Origin of the sequence: Bacillus aquiflavi (assembly GCF_019915265.1) — a bacterium.
Classification (GTDB): domain Bacteria; phylum Bacillota; class Bacilli; order Bacillales; family Cytobacillaceae; genus Bacillus_BT; species Bacillus_BT aquiflavi.
This window is the reverse complement of record NZ_CP082780.1, coordinates 2,996,510-3,014,222: the sequence shown is the minus strand read 5'-3', so window position 1 is coordinate 3,014,222 and position 17,713 is coordinate 2,996,510. Positions and strand designations below refer to the sequence as shown.

The 17,713-nt window shown below is 35.8% G+C and carries 14 protein-coding genes and 1 pseudogene; 10 read left to right on the top strand and 5 right to left on the bottom strand.

What is annotated here, in order from left to right; genetic code table 11:
- The first annotated feature begins 204 nt into the window (after positions 1–204).
- The 3 genes from K6959_RS14675 (at position 205) to K6959_RS14665 (ending at position 2,786) form a co-directional block, all read left to right on the top strand.
- Positions 205–840 (top strand): helix-turn-helix transcriptional regulator, encoded by a 636-nt coding sequence (locus tag K6959_RS14675; protein WP_223086859.1) that lies wholly within the window; start codon positions 205–207, stop codon positions 838–840.
- 37 nt (positions 841–877) lie between these two features.
- Complete coding sequence (locus tag K6959_RS14670; protein WP_163242196.1) at positions 878–1,114, top strand: DUF1450 domain-containing protein; 237 nt, start codon at positions 878–880, stop codon at positions 1,112–1,114.
- A gap of 163 nt (positions 1,115–1,277) precedes the next feature.
- Positions 1,278–2,786: an esterase/lipase family protein gene (locus tag K6959_RS14665; protein WP_223086858.1), complete on the top strand. Its 1,509-nt coding sequence runs from the start codon at positions 1,278–1,280 to the stop codon at positions 2,784–2,786.
- Between the two features lie 213 nt (positions 2,787–2,999).
- Here the strand turns inward: K6959_RS14665 and K6959_RS14660 are convergent, their stop codons facing one another.
- On the bottom strand, positions 3,000–4,496 hold the full coding sequence (locus K6959_RS14660; RefSeq protein WP_223086856.1) for a potassium/proton antiporter: 1,497 nt from the start codon (positions 4,494–4,496) through the stop codon (positions 3,000–3,002).
- Positions 4,497–4,681: 185 nt separating this feature from the next.
- Positions 4,682–5,008 carry a tyrosine-type recombinase/integrase gene (locus tag K6959_RS19710; RefSeq protein ID WP_316252500.1) on the bottom strand — a complete coding sequence of 109 codons (327 nt, stop codon included), beginning with the start codon at positions 5,006–5,008 and terminating at the stop codon, positions 4,682–4,684.
- 324 nt (positions 5,009–5,332) lie between these two features.
- On the opposite strand from K6959_RS19710, the gene K6959_RS14650 reads away from it, so the two are divergent.
- The 5 genes and pseudogenes from K6959_RS14650 to K6959_RS14630 all read left to right on the top strand — a co-directional run bounded on the left by K6959_RS14650 (position 5,333) and on the right by K6959_RS14630 (position 12,770).
- Entirely contained in the window at positions 5,333–5,560 is a 228-nt protein-coding gene (locus K6959_RS14650; RefSeq protein WP_163242199.1) for a CsbA family protein, read from the top strand.
- Positions 5,561–5,940: 380 nt separating this feature from the next.
- Positions 5,941–7,923, top strand: a complete 1,983-nt coding sequence (uvrB, locus tag K6959_RS14645) for an excinuclease ABC subunit UvrB (RefSeq protein WP_223086854.1) — start codon at positions 5,941–5,943, stop codon at positions 7,921–7,923.
- A 7-nt stretch (positions 7,924–7,930) separates the two neighbouring features.
- A pseudogene (gene uvrA / locus K6959_RS14640) lies at positions 7,931–10,807 on the top strand (excinuclease ABC subunit UvrA).
- A 451-nt stretch (positions 10,808–11,258) separates the two neighbouring features.
- Positions 11,259–12,374, top strand: coding sequence for a DUF4097 family beta strand repeat-containing protein (locus tag K6959_RS14635; RefSeq protein WP_163242202.1), 1,116 nt, complete (start codon positions 11,259–11,261; stop codon positions 12,372–12,374).
- 39 nt (positions 12,375–12,413) lie between these two features.
- Positions 12,414–12,770, top strand: a complete 357-nt coding sequence (locus tag K6959_RS14630) for a phage holin family protein (protein ID WP_163242203.1) — start codon at positions 12,414–12,416, stop codon at positions 12,768–12,770.
- 76 nt (positions 12,771–12,846) lie between these two features.
- Here the strand turns inward: K6959_RS14630 and K6959_RS14625 are convergent, their stop codons facing one another.
- The 3 genes from K6959_RS14625 to nagA form a co-directional block, all read right to left on the bottom strand.
- Positions 12,847–13,572, bottom strand: a complete 726-nt coding sequence (locus K6959_RS14625; RefSeq protein WP_223086853.1) for a GntR family transcriptional regulator — start codon at positions 13,570–13,572, stop codon at positions 12,847–12,849.
- A gap of 151 nt (positions 13,573–13,723) precedes the next feature.
- Positions 13,724–14,449 carry a glucosamine-6-phosphate deaminase gene (nagB, locus tag K6959_RS14620; RefSeq protein ID WP_163242205.1) on the bottom strand — a complete coding sequence of 242 codons (726 nt, stop codon included), beginning with the start codon at positions 14,447–14,449 and terminating at the stop codon, positions 13,724–13,726.
- A gap of 5 nt (positions 14,450–14,454) precedes the next feature.
- Positions 14,455–15,633: an N-acetylglucosamine-6-phosphate deacetylase gene (nagA, locus tag K6959_RS14615; RefSeq protein WP_163242206.1), complete on the bottom strand. Its 1,179-nt coding sequence runs from the start codon at positions 15,631–15,633 to the stop codon at positions 14,455–14,457.
- A gap of 272 nt (positions 15,634–15,905) precedes the next feature.
- Between nagA and hprK the strand changes: the two genes are divergently transcribed.
- Positions 15,906–16,841, top strand: coding sequence for an HPr(Ser) kinase/phosphatase (gene hprK / locus K6959_RS14610; RefSeq protein ID WP_223086851.1), 936 nt, complete (start codon positions 15,906–15,908; stop codon positions 16,839–16,841).
- Positions 16,842–16,889: 48 nt separating this feature from the next.
- Positions 16,890–17,702 carry a prolipoprotein diacylglyceryl transferase gene (gene lgt / locus K6959_RS14605; RefSeq protein WP_223086849.1) on the top strand — a complete coding sequence of 271 codons (813 nt, stop codon included), beginning with the start codon at positions 16,890–16,892 and terminating at the stop codon, positions 17,700–17,702.
- The last annotated feature ends 11 nt before the right edge of the window (positions 17,703–17,713 follow it).

The following is a 17,713-nucleotide window of genomic DNA, read 5'->3' as shown; positions in this document are numbered from 1 at the left end:
AAATTGCTCAATCAATTGGTCATAAATGATCCAATATTTTAACAACCTTTTATACATTTTTATATAAAAAGTTGTTAAAATGAAGATAACGACATTATAATGAACATTAGAATCTCAAAGAATCAAACTTTAAAGTTGCAAGTGATAACGTATAAAAGCAAGATGTATATATAAAGGCAAATGAAGATGAAGGAAGGTGAAAAAATGTTGGAACATATGTCTACGCGGGATCAGCTTTTGAATCTTTTAAAAACGGAAAAAAGACTTACTGTTACAGAAATGTCTTCTCAACTTGGAATAACAGGTATGGCAATTAGAAGACACTTAAACAATTTAGAAAGAGAAGGATATATTCAAACTTCAATAGTACGGAAAAATATGGGTCGCCCTGTACAAATATTTTCTTTATCACAAAAAAGAGAAAACCTTTTTCCAAAAAGCTATGCAAACATAGCAGTTGAGTTTCTTGAAGATATTGAGGCGATGAAGGGACAAGAATTAGTGGCTGCCTTATTTCAAAATAGAGAAGCTCGTCTTGAGGAGAAATATAAGCAACGTATAAAGTCAAAAACCTTTATCGGGAGAGTAGCCGAGCTAGCAGAGATCCAAAATGAAAGTGGCTATATGGTGAATTGGAAAGAGACAAGCAACGGTGTCTTTGAATTTATTGAACATAATTGTCCAATTTATGACGTTGCAAGTAAGTATAATCAAGCATGTTCCTGTGAAGTATCATTGTTTAAAAAGGTTTTACAAACAGGTAATGTTGAACAAATACATTGCATGGTTAAAGGCGGGGATGCATGCCAATACGTATTTAAAGCTGAAAAGGAAGCATAAACGATTTGAGTTCCATTTCATAAAGGAGATTTTTTAAGTGAAGCCAATCATCGAGTTTTGTCTTAGTAATTTAGGTACTTATTCATATAAAGCATTTGAAATACTGGAAAAAGATTCGAATCTTGATTTAGTAGAGTATTCTTGTACATCAAATTGTGAGCTATGTGCAGAATCTATTTTTTGTTTAGTTAATGGCGAGCCTGTTACTGGAAATGATCCAGAAGACTTAGTGAAAAATGTTTATTTATATTTAGAGGAAAACCCGATGTTTTAAAAAAAATCCGTCATGCTGTTGAAGCAGACGGATATTTTTTTCATTTGTCATAGAATAGTATTCCAAAAATAGGCCTTTTGTATTGTTGCATTAAGGTATATTTTGGATATATAGTTAATGTGTAACAAAATAGTAATCTATTAATAATGAAAAGGAGAGAACAATGAAGAAAAAAATTTTTTTGTTATTGCTTGCCTGTCTTCTTGCACTTCCACTAAATTCTTTGGCCGGTTCATTTAAAGGTGATCCTAAAGGTGAACCAGGTGAATGGTATCTCGGTTTAACACCAGAAAATGTTGATCCTGCAAAGTCTCCAATCGTTTTTGTTCACGGTTTTAACAGTTCTTCGCACACTTGGTGGGAAGGCAATGACATGTACGATATTGCCTATCAAAATGGTTATGAAACTGCATTTATTGATCTTTATCCATATAAAAACATGTGGGATAATGGTGCATTATTAGCAGAAAAGCTTCGAGAAATTTACAATCATTTTGGAAAAAAACTAGTTGTCGTTGCGCATAGTAAAGGTGGAATTGATACTCAAACTGCTCTAGTACATTATAATGCTTATCCTTATGTAAATAGAGTTATTACACTCGGCTCTCCTCATCATGGCTCACAAATCGCTGATCTTGCTTATAGCAGTTGGGCTGGATGGCTAGCAGATATTTTAGGAAGCAAAAATGACGCCACTTATTCGTTGCAAACAGGCTATATGGCGAATTTCCGAAATGATACCGACCGCCATAGCAATGTTTCACGTATTCCTTTTTACACTTTTGCTGGTACTAGCTGGGGATCTTTTGGCGGTGCTTTATATTGGGGCGGACTCTATTTAAGACAATTTGGACAAAATGATGGTCTAGTTACTGTTGCCAGTTCACGTCTTCCTTACGCCACAGAGATTAAAGTTGACAAATGGGATCATTCAACAATTAGAAAAGGAAGCTCAACGTTTTCATTATTCCAATCATATTTAGGTGCAAACTCTATTAATTCGGCAGCATTTACGGCTCATTCAGCTGACCTTTCTCTGAATGAGGCTGCTACAAGCTATATACATGGAGGAAAGTATAATGGAAGGAAAAATGAACAATTTCTAGTTGAAGATGGAGTTGACAAAATAACAGTTAACTGGTTAAGTGATCAAAAGTCTACAAATCTTACTCTCCAAAGCCCGTCAAATAAAAAGTACGGAGAATTTAAAGTAAATGAAATAACTGAAGGAGTGTTCAAAGGGGCATATGAACATACGCTTGAAATATTAAAGCCAGAGGTAGGTCAATGGAACTTAGCAGCGAAACAATTAAGAGAAAATTATTTATTAAACGTTCATTATGATAGTGATATAAATCAAGAGATTGAAGTAGATATAAATGCAAATAAAAAGCCAACTGTATCTATTAACAGCAAAAATAACAACGCTGGACCAAAAAATCTTAAAGCCGATGTTCACGTAAAATATATGAAAAATAATCGTACTGCTCCAAAGCAGATGAATTTATTAAAACAAGAAAATCAACAATCCCTATCCTTTACAGACTTTGGTGAAGGGGTATATAATTTCACAATTGACGTAAATGGAGTAACAGAAAATGGACAGCCTTTCAATCGCTCCATTGTAAAATCAGTTTATATCGATTCCAAAGGTAATTTGTTTGAAAATTAAGACATCGATTAGTTACATGAAAAAGCCTCCATTCTTTAGCATGGAGGCTCTTCGCTTGGACAATGATCCTAAAGATCAGTAGTCCAGGTGAAAGAAAATAAATGATTGTCCAAGAGCTTACAACGAAATGAAAGCAATAAGGAATGAGAACATTTTGTCAATAGTCTGAAGCTTCTTTGTTAGAATGGAGGCTGATGTTTCCTTTGATCATTGTTAAACCTCAGTAATCAAACTCCCTGTTTTTTGTTTATTAATAATTTGCTTTAATTCATGTTTAGATTGACGTGAAACTAAAATATAAAGAATATCACCTGTCATTATTTTTGTTTCACCGGTAGGAGTAATTAAATCATTTCCACGAATAATTGCATTTATAAGAACATCCTTAGGAAAGTTAATATTGGTTAATGATTCGCCGACGATCGCCATTTTTTCACTCACTTGACACTCAACAATTTCCGCGTTCGCTTTTCCAATTGAAATAAGTTCTAACGAATGATGAGGAGTAATTTTAACTGGTCCAGTTAATCTAAGCTTTTCTGCAAATAATGAAAAAGTAGAACCTTGTATAAGGGCAGAAGTTAACACAACGAAGAAAACAACGTTGAAGAATAACTGACTGTTTTCAATCCCAGATAACATTGGGAAAATGGCTAATACAATTGGAACGGCTCCTTTTAACCCAGCCCATGATAAAAAGATTTTTTCTTTCAGGTGAAACTTCATGCCAATTGTTGTTAAAAATACTGCGACAGGACGTGCTACAACGATAAGAATAAATGAAATCAGCATTCCCTTTAAAATAATGTTAAACGTAAATAACTGGGATGGAAAAACGAGTAGACCTAAAATAACGAACATTAGTATTTGCATCATCCAGGCAAAGCCTTCATTGAATTTGATGATAGATTGACGGTATGTTAATTCTTTGTTGCCAATTACCATTGCGGCAACATATACGGCTAATAAGCCACTGGCTCCAATTAATGCAGTAACACTATATGTTAATAATGCAAATGCTAACGCAAAGACAGGATAGAGTCCACTTGAATCTAGGTTGATTCGATTAATTGTTGCAGAAGCCATTTTTCCGAATGTAATTCCGATAATTAAGCCAATAATCATTTGCCAGATAAAAGAACCGATCATAAAAAGGAAGTTTGGTTGGTCTGCGACTATAAGCTGAATAAATGAAATGGTTAAGAAGACAGCCATCGGGTCATTGGCACCTGATTCGACTTCAAGAGTTGTTTCTAACCGTTCTTGAATATTTTTATCTTTTAAAACAGTAAAAACTGCTGAAGCGTCAGTAGAACCAACAATAGAACCGAATAAAAATGCTTCTAACCAATCGACGCCTAAAATTATTTTTGCTGCGAGTGCAACAACTGCAGTTGTAAGTAAAACCCCTAAAGTGGCTAGAGAAAAGGCAGGAACTGCAACTTTCTTAACAGCAGAAGATTTTGTTTGCATTCCACCTTCAAATAAAATAATAACGAGCGCGAATATTCCAATTAATTGAGCAAAATGAGCATTATCAAAATAAATAAATCCGAGTCCATCACTTCCAGCGATCATGCCGACGATGATAAAGAGAACGAGTGCAGGAACGCCGAGCCGCTTTGAAAATTTAGTTGTTATGACACCTGCGATAAGTAAAAGTGCTGCAAATAAAATAAATTTGTCTGTATGAATGACTGTATTCACCAAAATAATAAAGTCTCCTCTCTCTATATATGGGGAAATTACAAATTTACATCTACTTTTACAAAATGTTCTTCATGTTGATCGATACAAATATATCGTAGCGTTTCAGAGGGAGTCCCATGATTAAAGATGTTTTGTAAGATGGAAATAGCGATTCCACGCTTGTAAGCATGGTAGCCAAAAGTTTTTCAGAGTGTATGTGTGCCAATATTTTCGACCAATCCGATTTGACGTGCTGCACTATTTACAATGCGATAAGCTTGTTGTCTTGAGATTGACTGGAAAGGGTCTTTTTTTGATTTAAATAAATGTTCATTGCGGAGATTAATATGAATTTGGGAAAAATATAGCCGAAGTGCTTCCTTTACTTTTTCATTTAAATAGAATAGTTTAACCTTTTCCTTTTGCTCATCCGTTAGAACAAACATTTCTTTTATTTCTCCATTATCATTCATAACGTCACTTATCTTCATTTTTAACATTTCATTTACTCTTAATCCTGTATTAATTCCCAAAACAAAAAATAAATAATCCCGAGCTGATTTTTGTTTTAAATATTGTTTGATTTTTGATTTTATTAATTTGCTCTATCTCTTTAATTGGTTCGACAAATTTCATATTAAGTACTCCCCCTCCTTAATATGTTACATAATAGTATTTTATCATATTATTATGTAACCTTTATAGTGTTAATTATCTTTTATAATTAAATTTTTTCCCGTTTTTACCAGAAAGGATTTATTTTTTATTCATATACAATTTTGAACATTTATTTAGTGGATTTTTTTTTTTAAGATTATAATGAATTAAGAGTACTCGTTATTGAGGTGTGAAAATGAATGAAAATATTATTGGCATTTATATTACCAGGACTTCTCGTCATTTTGTTTACCCGGGTTACGTATAATTATTTTGTAGGACTTTTATTAACAGTTGCTCTTATTGCAGCTTCTGTTTATAAAGGCTATACAGATGCGTTTCATCTTATTATCATAGATGCCTTTTCATTAACGGCAGGTCTTTGGTTTTCTAAAAAGATGATCAATCATGTAAAAAAAAGAACTTGAGAAACACGTTGTCGTTGTATGTGCTGCATGCAACTAGTATCTAGGGATGACTTCAAATATTAACTATGTTTAGCTGAAACCTGTTTTTATTTTACAAATACAGGTTTTTTCCTTTTTCGAGAAAAAAGTTCTTATCATATGTTGAATTGCATTTCTTCTTATGGTAATTTTTAAGAAGCGAATATTCGTTCGTATTGAACTTTGTTATGTTAAAATGATCATACGGAGTTTACCTTCTATCTATTGAGTAACTGTTTTTATTGTTGGAAATGATGGATAGAACGAGCGTATATGAAAATGATAGATCAGCCCAAACTGATAGTAGTTTCCCTGTTATGAAAGAATAGATGCCATAACAGGCTTGAATAGGAGGCTTTTTTGTGAAAGAACAATTTAAGCTCGTCTCAAAGTATTCCCCGCAAGGAGATCAACCTGCAGCTATTCAAAAGCTTGTAGCAGGTATTGAAGAAGGGAATCGTCATCAAACGTTACTAGGGGCTACTGGGACAGGAAAGACATTTACAATTTCTAATGTAATAAAAGAAGTGAATAAGCCAACTTTAGTCATTGCCCACAATAAAACATTGGCGGGACAGCTATATAGTGAATTTAAAGAATTTTTTCCAAATAATGCGGTTGAGTATTTTGTGAGCTATTATGATTATTATCAGCCTGAGGCCTATGTTCCACAGACTGATACTTATATTGAAAAGGATGCCAGCATTAATGATGAAATAGATAAATTGCGTCACTCGGCAACGTCGTCGCTTTTTGAGCGACGAGATGTGATTATTATTGCAAGTGTCTCGTGTATTTATGGTTTAGGTTCGCCAGAGGAATATCGTGAACTCGTCGTTTCTATTCGCGTCGGAATGGAAATTGAACGAGATCAGTTGCTGCGGCGTCTTGTCGATGTCCAATATGAACGAAATGATCTTAATTTTCAGCGGGGAACATTTCGTGTTCGTGGTGATGTCGTGGAAATTTTTCCTGTTTCCCTCGACGATCACTGTATTCGTGTTGAGTTTTTTGGAGATGAAATTGATCGAATACGTGAAGTAAATGCCTTGACAGGTGAAATTATTGGCGATCGTGAACACGTAGCAATATTTCCTGCTTCACACTTCGTCACAAGAGAAGAAAAAATGAAAATTGCAATCGAAAATATTGAAAAAGAGCTGGAAGAACGGCTTCAAGAATTGCGTGATAATGATAAGCTTCTTGAAGCACAGCGTCTAGAGCAGCGTACACGATATGATCTTGAAATGATGCAAGAAATGGGTTTTTGTTCGGGTATTGAAAATTACTCTAGGCACTTAACTTTGAGAGAGCCAGGAGCAACCCCTTACACACTACTGGATTATTTCCCTGATGACTTCCTGATTGTAGTTGATGAATCACACGTTACATTGCCGCAAATACGCGGTATGTATAACGGTGATAGGGCTAGAAAGCAAGTGTTAGTTGATCACGGCTTTAGGTTACCGTCTGCTCTTGACAATCGGCCGTTAACATTTTCTGAATTTGAGGAACGTGTGAATCAAATTATTTATGTATCGGCAACCCCTGGACCTTATGAGCTTGAAAAGACTCCTGAAATGGTTGAACAAATTATAAGACCGACTGGGCTTCTTGATCCATTGATTGATGTTCGTGCGACTAAAGGCCAAATCGATGATTTAATCGATGAGATTCAAGAAAGAGTGAAGCGTAATGAACGGGTGCTAGTCACGACATTAACTAAAAAAATGTCGGAAGATTTGACCGATTACTTAAAGGAAATTGGCATTAAGGTACAATATTTACATTCAGAAGTGAAAACACTTGAGCGGATCGAAATTATACGTGATTTGCGTCTCGGTAAGTTCGATGTTTTAGTAGGGATTAATTTATTAAGAGAAGGTCTTGATATTCCGGAAGTATCCCTTGTAGCGATATTAGATGCAGATAAGGAAGGCTTTCTTCGTTCTGAACGATCACTTATTCAAACGATTGGGAGAGCAGCAGCGCGAAATGCAGGTGGACATGTGATCATGTATGCAGATCGCATCACAAAATCAATGGAAATTGCAATGAATGAAACGAAGCGTCGACGAAAAATTCAATCTGAATATAACGAAAGACATGGGATTACTCCACAAACAATTAAAAAGGAAATCCATGATGTCATTCGGGCTACGCATGCGGCGGAAGAGCAAGAACAGTACAGACCGGACACGAAAATTAGTAAGCTTTCCAAACAAGAAAAAGACAAGCTAATAGTTGAAATGGAAAAAGAAATGAAGGATGCGGCAAAAGCATTAAATTTTGAACGGGCTGCTGAGCTGCGCGATTTAATTATCGAGTTAAAAGCGGAAGGATGACGAAATAATGGCAAAGGATAAACTAATTATTAAAGGTGCCAGAGCTCATAATTTAAAAAATATTGATGTCACCATTCCCCGGGATAAGCTTGTAGTCTTAACAGGACTGTCTGGTTCTGGTAAGTCTTCTCTCGCTTTTGATACAATCTATGCGGAAGGTCAAAGACGTTACGTTGAGTCATTATCCGCATACGCACGTCAATTTCTAGGACAGATGGACAAACCGGATGTTGATACAATTGAAGGTTTATCCCCAGCAATCTCAATTGATCAAAAGACAACGAGTCGAAACCCGCGTTCTACTGTCGGAACGGTAACTGAAATTTATGATTATTTAAGATTGCTATTTGCAAGAGTCGGAAGACCGACATGCCCGATTCATCATATTGAAATTTCTTCACAAACCGTTGAACAGATGGTCGATCGAATTCTCGAATACAAGGAGCGGACAAAATTGCAAATTTTAGCTCCTGTAGTTTCAGGACGCAAAGGAATGCATGTAAAAACACTTGAAAAAATTAAAAAACAAGGTTATGTCCGTGTTCGAATTGATGGAGAAATGTACGATCTAGGAGAAGAGATTCAGTTAGAGAAAAATAAAAAACATTCAATTGAAGTTGTGATTGATCGGATCGTCGTTAAGGATGGAGTTTCTACTCGTCTGGCTGATTCTTTAGAAACGGCGTTAAAGCTTGGAGAAGGAAAAGTAATCGTTGACGTAATTGGTGAAGAAGAACTTTTATTTAGCGAAAATCATGCTTGTCCACATTGCGGCTTTTCAATCGAAAAGCTTGAACCACGGATGTTTTCATTTAATAGTCCGTACGGTGCTTGCCCGGATTGTGATGGTTTAGGTGCAAAGGTTAAAGTGGATATAGATCTTGTAATACCTAATAAAGAATTGACTTTACGTGAGCATGCTCTTGCACCATGGGAACCAACAAGTTCTCAATATTACCCGCAGCTTCTTGAAGCTGTATGCAATCATTATGGGATTGATATGGATATCCCTGTTAAAGATATTCCAGAACATTTCCTCCATAAATTGTTATATGGTTCAGATGGTGAAAAAATATATTTCCGTTATGAGAATGATTTTGGTCAAGTACGTGAAAATGAAATTGAATTTGAAGGCGTTGTTCATAATGTTGAAAGACGATACAAAGAGACGAGTTCAGATTATATTCGTGAGCAAATGGAAAAGTACATGAGAGAACAAGCATGCCCTACATGTAAAGGCTACCGTTTAAAAAAGGAAAGCTTAGGAGTACTTGTTGGAAACAAACAAATTGGAGAATATACTTCACTTTCTATAACAGAGGCTTATCATTTATTCAGTCATTTAAAATTGACGGAAAAAGAAATGAAGATTGCCAATTTAATTTTAAGAGAAATTTTAGAGCGCTTGAGTTTCTTAATGAATGTCGGGCTTGATTACTTATCGTTAAGCCGTCCGGCAGGTACGCTTTCTGGTGGAGAAGCCCAGCGGATTAGACTGGCAACGCAAATTGGATCGAAATTAACAGGTGTACTTTATATATTAGATGAACCATCAATCGGACTTCACCAAAGGGATAATGAGCGGTTAATTCATACGCTAAAGAATATGCGAGATATTGGAAATACATTAATCGTTGTCGAACATGACGAGGATACGATGCTTGCGGCTGATTATTTAATAGATATCGGTCCTGGAGCTGGTGTACATGGCGGTGAAATTATATCTGCCGGTGTACCTGAACATGTTATGAATGATTCGAACTCTTTAACGGGTCAATATTTATCAGGGAAAAAGTTTATCCCTTTACCACTCAAACGCCGAAAACCTAATGATCGTTTTATTGAAATTAAAGGAGCTAAGGAAAATAACTTAAAAAATACGAACGTTAAATTTCCACTCGGTATGTTTATAGCTGTAACTGGTGTATCAGGTTCAGGTAAAAGTACGCTTATTAATGAAATTCTTCATAAGGCTTTGGCTCAAAAGCTTCATAATGCAAAAAGCAAACCGGGTGAACACCGAGAAATAAAAGGGATTGAACATTTAGATAAGGTGATCGATATTGACCAATCCCCAATTGGCCGAACACCGAGATCTAATCCAGCAACGTATACGGGTGTGTTCGATGATATCCGTGAAGTATTTGCTTCAACAAATGAAGCGAAGGTTCGCGGCTATTTAAAAGGAAGATTTAGCTTTAACGTAAAGGGTGGACGCTGCGAAGCTTGCCGTGGGGATGGAATCATTAAGATTGAAATGCATTTTCTTCCTGATGTCTATGTTCCGTGCGAGGTTTGCCACGGAAAACGTTACAATCGTGAAACACTTGAAGTGAAATATAAAGGGAAAAACATTGCCGATATTTTAAATATGACTGTTGAAGATGCTTTATTATTTTTTGAGAATATCCCAAAAATAAGAAGGAAATTGCAAACCATTTTAGATGTCGGACTTGGCTACATTAAATTAGGACAGCCAGCGACAACGTTATCCGGCGGAGAGGCACAACGAGTAAAGCTTGCCTCTGAACTCCACCGGCGTTCAACAGGCAGATCTCTTTATATTTTGGATGAGCCGACAACTGGTCTTCACGTTCATGATATTGCCCGGTTGCTTAAAGTGCTGCAGCGGCTAGTTTAAAATGGAGATACAGTGATTGTCATTGAGCATAACTTGGATGTCATTAAAGCTGCAGACTATATTGTTGATCTTGGACCTGAAGGAGGAGACGGAGGAGGAGTGATCGTTGCATCTGGAACGCCAGAGAAAGTAGCGCAAACTCCAGGATCCTATACAGGACAGTATTTAAAACCCATTCTTGAACGTGATCGATTACGAATGAAGCAACAAATAAAAGATTTAGAGGCTGGTTTTATAAAATAAATAAAAGCTTACGAGGTAAACTTTAAGCTTGTAGACAAAGTTTTTAGCCCATATCCTTAGACTGATTGACAACGCTTATCAGTCGAGGGAAAGCGAATAGAATAGTCGTTCATGAAATTGTAAGAAACGAAGAATACGGTCGTTTGTCAACAATATTATGTGGCGTGGATTATTTCCACGCTTTTTTTTTGAAATAATCACCCAATTTTTAAGGGTGAAAAAAAGTCATTTTTTCAAATGTGAAACTTTTAAAGCGGTGTTTCGTAAAAATAATTAAAAGGGATTGTTAATAAATTTGCTTTATGATCTCCTTAATAGAATGGGGGAGTTGCTTATTTACATATGAATGTAGTAGGTGGATGACTGTTAATGATGGATGAAAAGATACAATTATTTGAAAAGAAATGCTAAAGTTGTCATATAAATAAAAAATGATCAGGAGGATTTTTACATGAATGAGGAGCGAACACGAATTTTACAAATGGTTAAAGAAGGTAAATTATCTGTTAATGAGGCACTTACTTTGTTAGAAGAGCTTGAAAAGGCAAAGAAATCGCAGGAAAAGAAGCATGAGGAGATTGTAAATGAGCTCTCTACTGTTATTGATTCTCAAGATAAGGAGAAAGTTACGGGATCTACCCTCCAATCAGCCGCTGATAAAATATTTGGGTTTGTCGATACTGCGATTTCGAAAATTAAAGAACTAGATTTAGATTTTAACTTTGGGAAATATGAAAATGTTTCACATGTTTATGAGAAAAAAGACGTAAATTTTGGAGAGATGGTTATCGATATAGCAAACGGCTCAATCCAAGTAATTCCATGGGATCAAAATGACGTTCGTATAGAATGTGAGGCAAAGGTTTATCGTGTTCAGACAGTAGACGAGGCAAAAGAGGCATTATTTCAAAATGTCATATTCACAATAGAGGAAAATAAATTACGGTTTTCAACACAGCAAAAGCTGATGAAGGTGAATACAATCCTTTATGTCCCTCAATCTAGTTATGAGCGTGTCCGACTGCGTACATTTAATGGTCCTATTTCTGGTGAAAAATTGACAACTAAGGATTTCAAAATAAAAGCGGCTAATGGCAAGATTGATATTAATCAGCTCACTAGTAAACATGCAGAAATCGAAACAGCAAACGGACATATTGCAGTTGCAAATAGCCAGGTGGAAGATTTTGAGGCAGAAACAGTTAACGGAAGGCTTTCTCTTGAAGGTGATTTTGAAAAAGTTGATGTTCAAACGTTCAATGGAAATATAGATTGTATAATTAAAGGGAATACTTGCAAGTATATCCAAACGAGAGCAGTAACAGGAGCAATTGATTTAATCGTTCCTGATGGAATCACGATTGAAGGAGAATTAAAATCAAACTTAGGTGGTTTTACAGTTGAGCTTGATGATCTCCAAATTGTCGAAGAGAAAAGTGAAATGGCGCAAAAGCTTTTCCGCTTTAAAACAAATAATAAAAGTGAACAAAAACTGCACGTATTAGCCGATACAAAAACTGGCTCCATTACAATGAAGAAACAAAAGGGAATTGTGTTGGTAAAGTAGGCGAGATCATTATGTCATATGAAGGAGTTGTGTTGTGACTTGAGATGGATCACCGGTATACTCATTAACGCTGTTCTCTTTATGGCGATATCAGGATTTTTCTCAGATTCATTTTATATATCTGGATTAGGCGCCGCTATTGGCGCAAGTTTTTTACTATCTATTTTGAATATATTAGTTCGCCCATTTTTAATTATTTTAACTTTGCCTGTAACAATTTTATCACTTGGATTGTTTCTCTTTGTCATAAATGCAATTACGTTATTATTGGCAGATTCTTTAATGGGGAGTTCCTTCGAAATCGATGGTTTTTGGATGGCGCTCTTCGTAGTTGTTATTATGTCACTAGCCAATATCATTATTCAAAAGACGATTTTTAATTCTTCTAAGAGATAAGAAGGAAAAACGTTGCCTTCAAATCTTTTAAAGTCATTGAGGTTTGAAGGCATATTGACATGATGAAGTTTGTTAATTATTCACGTTTCAATGAGTGAACAAATATATATCGATCAGCTCGATAGGCTGATTTTACATACTCAAACGGTGTTCCGTCTTTTAAATAGGATGTTCTTGAGATAAGTAGCACTGGTGTATGACGATCAATTTGCAAGTAACTGATTTCATCATCTGTTGGCGTTGCGGCTTCAATTTGCTGACGTGCTTCACTGATTATAAAAGAAAGTTCTTCTTCAATATAACGGTAAAGAGATTGATGAGTAATTTCTTCTGTTAAACCTTTCACTAGATTAACTGGCAAATACGTTGTTTCTAAAGCCATCGGCTCCCCATCTGCAAGACGGATTCTTTTCAACTCATATACAGGAGTATTGAGCGAATTTTTTAACTTATTCGCTACTTGTTTATTTGCTTTGATAATAGAAAAAGATAGGAGGCGACTGCTAGGTGTTAATCCACGCTCTGTCATGTCTTCAGTAAAGCCAGTTAAGCCTTGAAGTCTCTGCTCCATTTTTCGATTAGCCACAAATGTTCCTCGTCCTTTTTGTCTATACAAATATCCATCAAGAACAAGATTGTTTTTAGCATGTCTAACCGTCATTCGACTAATTCCATAAAGCTGCGCATATTCCCGTTCAGAGGGAATCATCTGATTGGCTGTTAAAACGCCTTTTTCTATTTGGTGTTTTATTTGTTCTTCTAGCTGAAGATATATGGGAATACGCGAATTTTTATCAACCATTATTGAAAAGCTCCTTTAAATCTTCGCTATGTTTGTTGGTTTTTTCTTCTGACGATATAAAGCGAATCTTCTCCTTCGCTTCATATCGTCAGTTAAAAGGCGTGTGAGACTGTGGTCTCACACGAATAAGGCGTTTAACATAGCTTGAAACTTAAACCAATTGCAAAGCATCACTGTCAGCAATAATTGTTACATTTGGATGTTTTTTTAAACATGATGCCGGGAATTCTTCACTCACTGGTCCGTTTATCATTCTAGCAATTGCTTTTGCTTTTGAAGCACCAGAGGCAAGTAAAATAATTTCCTTGCATTCAAGAATTGTTTGAATTCCCATTGTAATCGATTTAGTTGGTACTTCATCAATTGTATTAAAAAAGCGAGAGTTCACTTCGATTGTATTTTCTGTTAATTGGACAATGTGAGTTCTGCTTTCAAAAGATGTTCCTGGTTCATTAAAACCGATATGACCGTTCTGACCAATACCTAAAATTTGCAAATCTATCCCGCCAAGCTGACGGATTTTCTCTTCATATCGTTCACATTCACGTTCTAAATCTTCCGCTGTACCATTAGGGACGTTCGTTTGTTCAATTGGAAGATCGATATAATTAAATAATTGGTGTTTCATAAAAAAATGATAACTACTCGGATTATCTTTTGGAAGCCCAATATACTCATCTAAATTGATTGTGTGAACATCTTTATAAGAAGTTCCATTATTGTGATGGTCATTAATAAGTTCTTTATAAAGACCAATAGGTGTACTGCCTGTTGCTAAACCAAGTGTAAGTGCTGGATTGTTTTTAACTTGTTTGATTATGATTTTTGCAGCTTGCATGCTCATTTCTTCATAACTACTTGTGCGAATAATGTTCATTCTTGTTACTCCTCACGTTTATAGGATATTTTACCACGGCAAATAGTCATTATCACTTCTAAGTTTTGGTCAAGAACAACTAGATCAGCATCCTTACCGGTAGAAATTGTGCCTTTGCGATGAAAGACCCCGAGCTGTTTTGCGGGATTGACAGAGGCTAGTTGAACTGCATCTAATAATGATATTCCCGTGAAAGAAATTATGTTTCTAATTGCATCCTTCATTTTTAAAATACTTCCCGCAAGAGTTCCGTCTGCAAGTACTGCTTTTCCATCTGAAACATTGACTTTTTGTCCGCCTAAATCATAACAGCCATTTTTCAAACATTTTGCCCGCATAGAATCCGTAATAAGAATTGTTCCTTTTGTTCCTTTAGCGTTAATTGCGAGTTTAACCATTTCAGGATGTATGTGGATTCCATCCACAATCATTTCTGCCATTAACTCGTGAAACAAAAGTGCACTGCCGGCAACGCCTGGTTCACGATGATGCAACTCTCTCATTCCGTTAAATAAATGAGTCACCTGTTTGGCACCAGCGTTAACCGCCTTCACCATTTCATCATACATCGCATCAGAATGCCCAATTGATGCAATGACGTTTGTTTCTGATAAATAACGGATTAACTTAAGAGCTTCTGGCTTTTCTGGGGCAATTGTAACAAGTTTAATTAAATGATTAGCAATGGTTTGCCATCGTTTAAAAAGTTCGATGCTAGCAGGAAGTATGTATTCTTTAGGTTGTGCTCCTGCGCGTTTTTCGCTTATAAACGGCCCTTCTAAATGAATACCAAGAATTTCAGCTTTACCAGGAGCATTGTTATTTTTGACGAAATTAGCAACATTCTTTAATGCTCGTTCAATTTGCTGCGCCTCTTGAGTAATCGTAGTCGCTAATAAGCTTGTTGTTCCTTCTTGTGGGAGGACATTTACCATTGTTTCAAGAGCTGTTGTAGTTGCATCCATCGTATCAGCTCCCCCGGCTCCATGGATATGAATGTCGATGAATCCCGGGACAATAACAGCATTTTTCGGTAAATCAATTTGTTCAACATCTTTTAAGGGAGTGAACTGATCCATATCTCCAACACTAGTAATCTTAAAATCTGAGATTAAAACGTATCCATTGTTGATCATTCGTTCCCCAGTGCATAGTTTAACATCTTTTAATAACTTTTTCGTCATCAATTATTCCCCTGCATTTCGTCATCGTTTTCAATGTTTAAAAATAAAAAAGAATACGTTTCAATATTATTTTACATTGGGATTATCTGCTTGTCTATACCATGGGGGGACAGTCAAAAAAGCAGAAAAAAAAATACTTGTTCATTCACATGTAGTAAAGTTTTTTACATTTAAAAAGTTACTTCAATTTTGCTTTACGTTAAAAAATGCTAAAATAAAAAATATGTTGTGAAAAAAATAAACGGCTTCATCATTTAAAGGAGGAAATCCTTTTGCCAAAAGTTGTAACAAAAGATCTCATTGAAAAATTTACACTAGAATTGATTAGTGGAGAAGAAGGCGTGAATCGTCCGATAACTACAAGTGATATCTCAAGACCTGCACTTGAGATTGCTGGTTATTTTGATTATTATCCAGCAGAAAGATTACAGTTATTAGGTAAAACAGAACTGTCTTTTTTCGAAAAATTAAATAAAGATGATCGAAAAATTCGTATGGAAAGATTATGTACTGATATTACGCCAGGAATCATTGTTACGCGGGAGATGGATGTACCAGTTGAACTAATTGAAGCAGCAGAGCAAGAATCCGTCCCAGTTATGAAATCTAATATGAAAACAACTCGTCTTTCTAGTAGAATTACTAATTTTCTTGAAAGTAAGTTGGCGCCAACTACAGCTGTTCATGGCGTCCTTGTAGATATTTATGGTGTTGGAGTCTTAATTACAGGAAAAAGCGGAGTAGGAAAAAGTGAGACAGCACTTGAGCTAGTAAAACGAGGGCATCGTCTCGTTGCTGATGATTGTGTTGAGATTCGTCAAGAAGACCATGATACGTTAGTGGGAAATCCGCCAGAATTGATTGAACATTTGCTTGAAATTCGCGGTTTAGGAATTATTAACGTGATGACACTGGTTGGGGCTGGTGCTGTCCGTAATTATAAAAGAATTTCTCTCGTTATTCATCTTGAATTATGGGATCAGTATAAACAGTATGATCGTCTTGGGTTAGATGAAGAAAAAATGAAAATAATTGACACAGAACTTACAAAATTAACAATTCCAGTACGTCCAGGGCGAAATTTAGCCGTTATTATTGAAGTTGCTGCAATGAATTTTCGTCTAAAAAGAATGGGGATGAATGCAGCACAGCAGTTTACCGAAAAATTATCAGATGTCATTGAATATGGTGAACATGAAGAAATGTAGTTTATATATTTTTTATAATATGAAAAATATGAAAAGGGAGCTGTGTTTATGGAGGATACTATTATGCCATTGAACCCGATAGCGTTTACGCTCGGACCGCTACAAGTTCATTGGTATGGAATTATTATTGGATTAGGGATCGCAATTGGATTCTTTTTAGTCATTCGTGAAAGTGAGCGGCGAGGAATTGCAAAAGACACATTCGCAGATTTATTGTTATGGGCGGTTCCAATCGCCATTATTTGTGCACGTCTTTATTATGTTATTTTTCAATGGGATTATTATGGGCAAAATCCCGGGGAAATCATTAAAATATGGAATGGCGGTCTTGCAATACATGGAGCGTTAATTGGAGCCGTTTTGACAACGTATATTTTTTTAAAGGTGAAAAAGCTGTCTTTTTGGAAGCTTGCCGATATTGCTGCGCCTAGTATTATAATAGGGCAAGCAATTGGCAGATGGGGAAATTTTATGAATCAAGAAGCTTATGGAGGAGAAGTGAGCCGCCAGTTTCTTGAAAGCCTATATTTACCAGAGTTTATAATTAATCAAATGTACATTAATGGAGCATATCATCACCCAACCTTTTTATATGAATCTATTTGGAGCACGCTAGGGTTTATCATCTTAATCTTACTGAGAAGAGCTAACTTACGCAGAGGGGAATTATTTTTAACGTATGTCATTTGGTATTCAGCAGGTCGTTACTTCATTGAAGGGATGCGAACAGACAGCTTAATGATTTCAGATCAACTTAGAGCAGCTCAAACAATTTCAATTGCGCTTATTGCTCTTGCTTTAATTATTTTAATTATTAGACGAGTAAGCGGATATGCAAATTCCCGTTATTTAGAAAAATAATAACATGCTAG

Coding starts and splice junctions, on each gene's coding strand:
- K6959_RS14675 (WP_223086859.1), top strand. CDS start 205: ATGTTGGAACATATGTCTACGCGGGATCAGCTTTTGAATCTTTTAAAA.
- K6959_RS14665 (WP_223086858.1), top strand. CDS start 1,278: ATGAAGAAAAAAATTTTTTTGTTATTGCTTGCCTGTCTTCTTGCACTT.
- K6959_RS14650 (WP_163242199.1), top strand. CDS start 5,333: ATGAAAATATTATTGGCATTTATATTACCAGGACTTCTCGTCATTTTG.
- K6959_RS14635 (WP_163242202.1), top strand. CDS start 11,259: ATGAATGAGGAGCGAACACGAATTTTACAAATGGTTAAAGAAGGTAAA.
- K6959_RS14625 (WP_223086853.1), bottom strand. CDS start 13,572: ATGGTTGATAAAAATTCGCGTATTCCCATATATCTTCAGCTAGAAGAA.
- nagB (WP_163242205.1), bottom strand. CDS start 14,449: ATGAACATTATTCGCACAAGTAGTTATGAAGAAATGAGCATGCAAGCT.
- nagA (WP_163242206.1), bottom strand. CDS start 15,633: ATGACGAAAAAGTTATTAAAAGATGTTAAACTATGCACTGGGGAACGA.
- lgt (WP_223086849.1), top strand. CDS start 16,890: ATGGAGGATACTATTATGCCATTGAACCCGATAGCGTTTACGCTCGGA.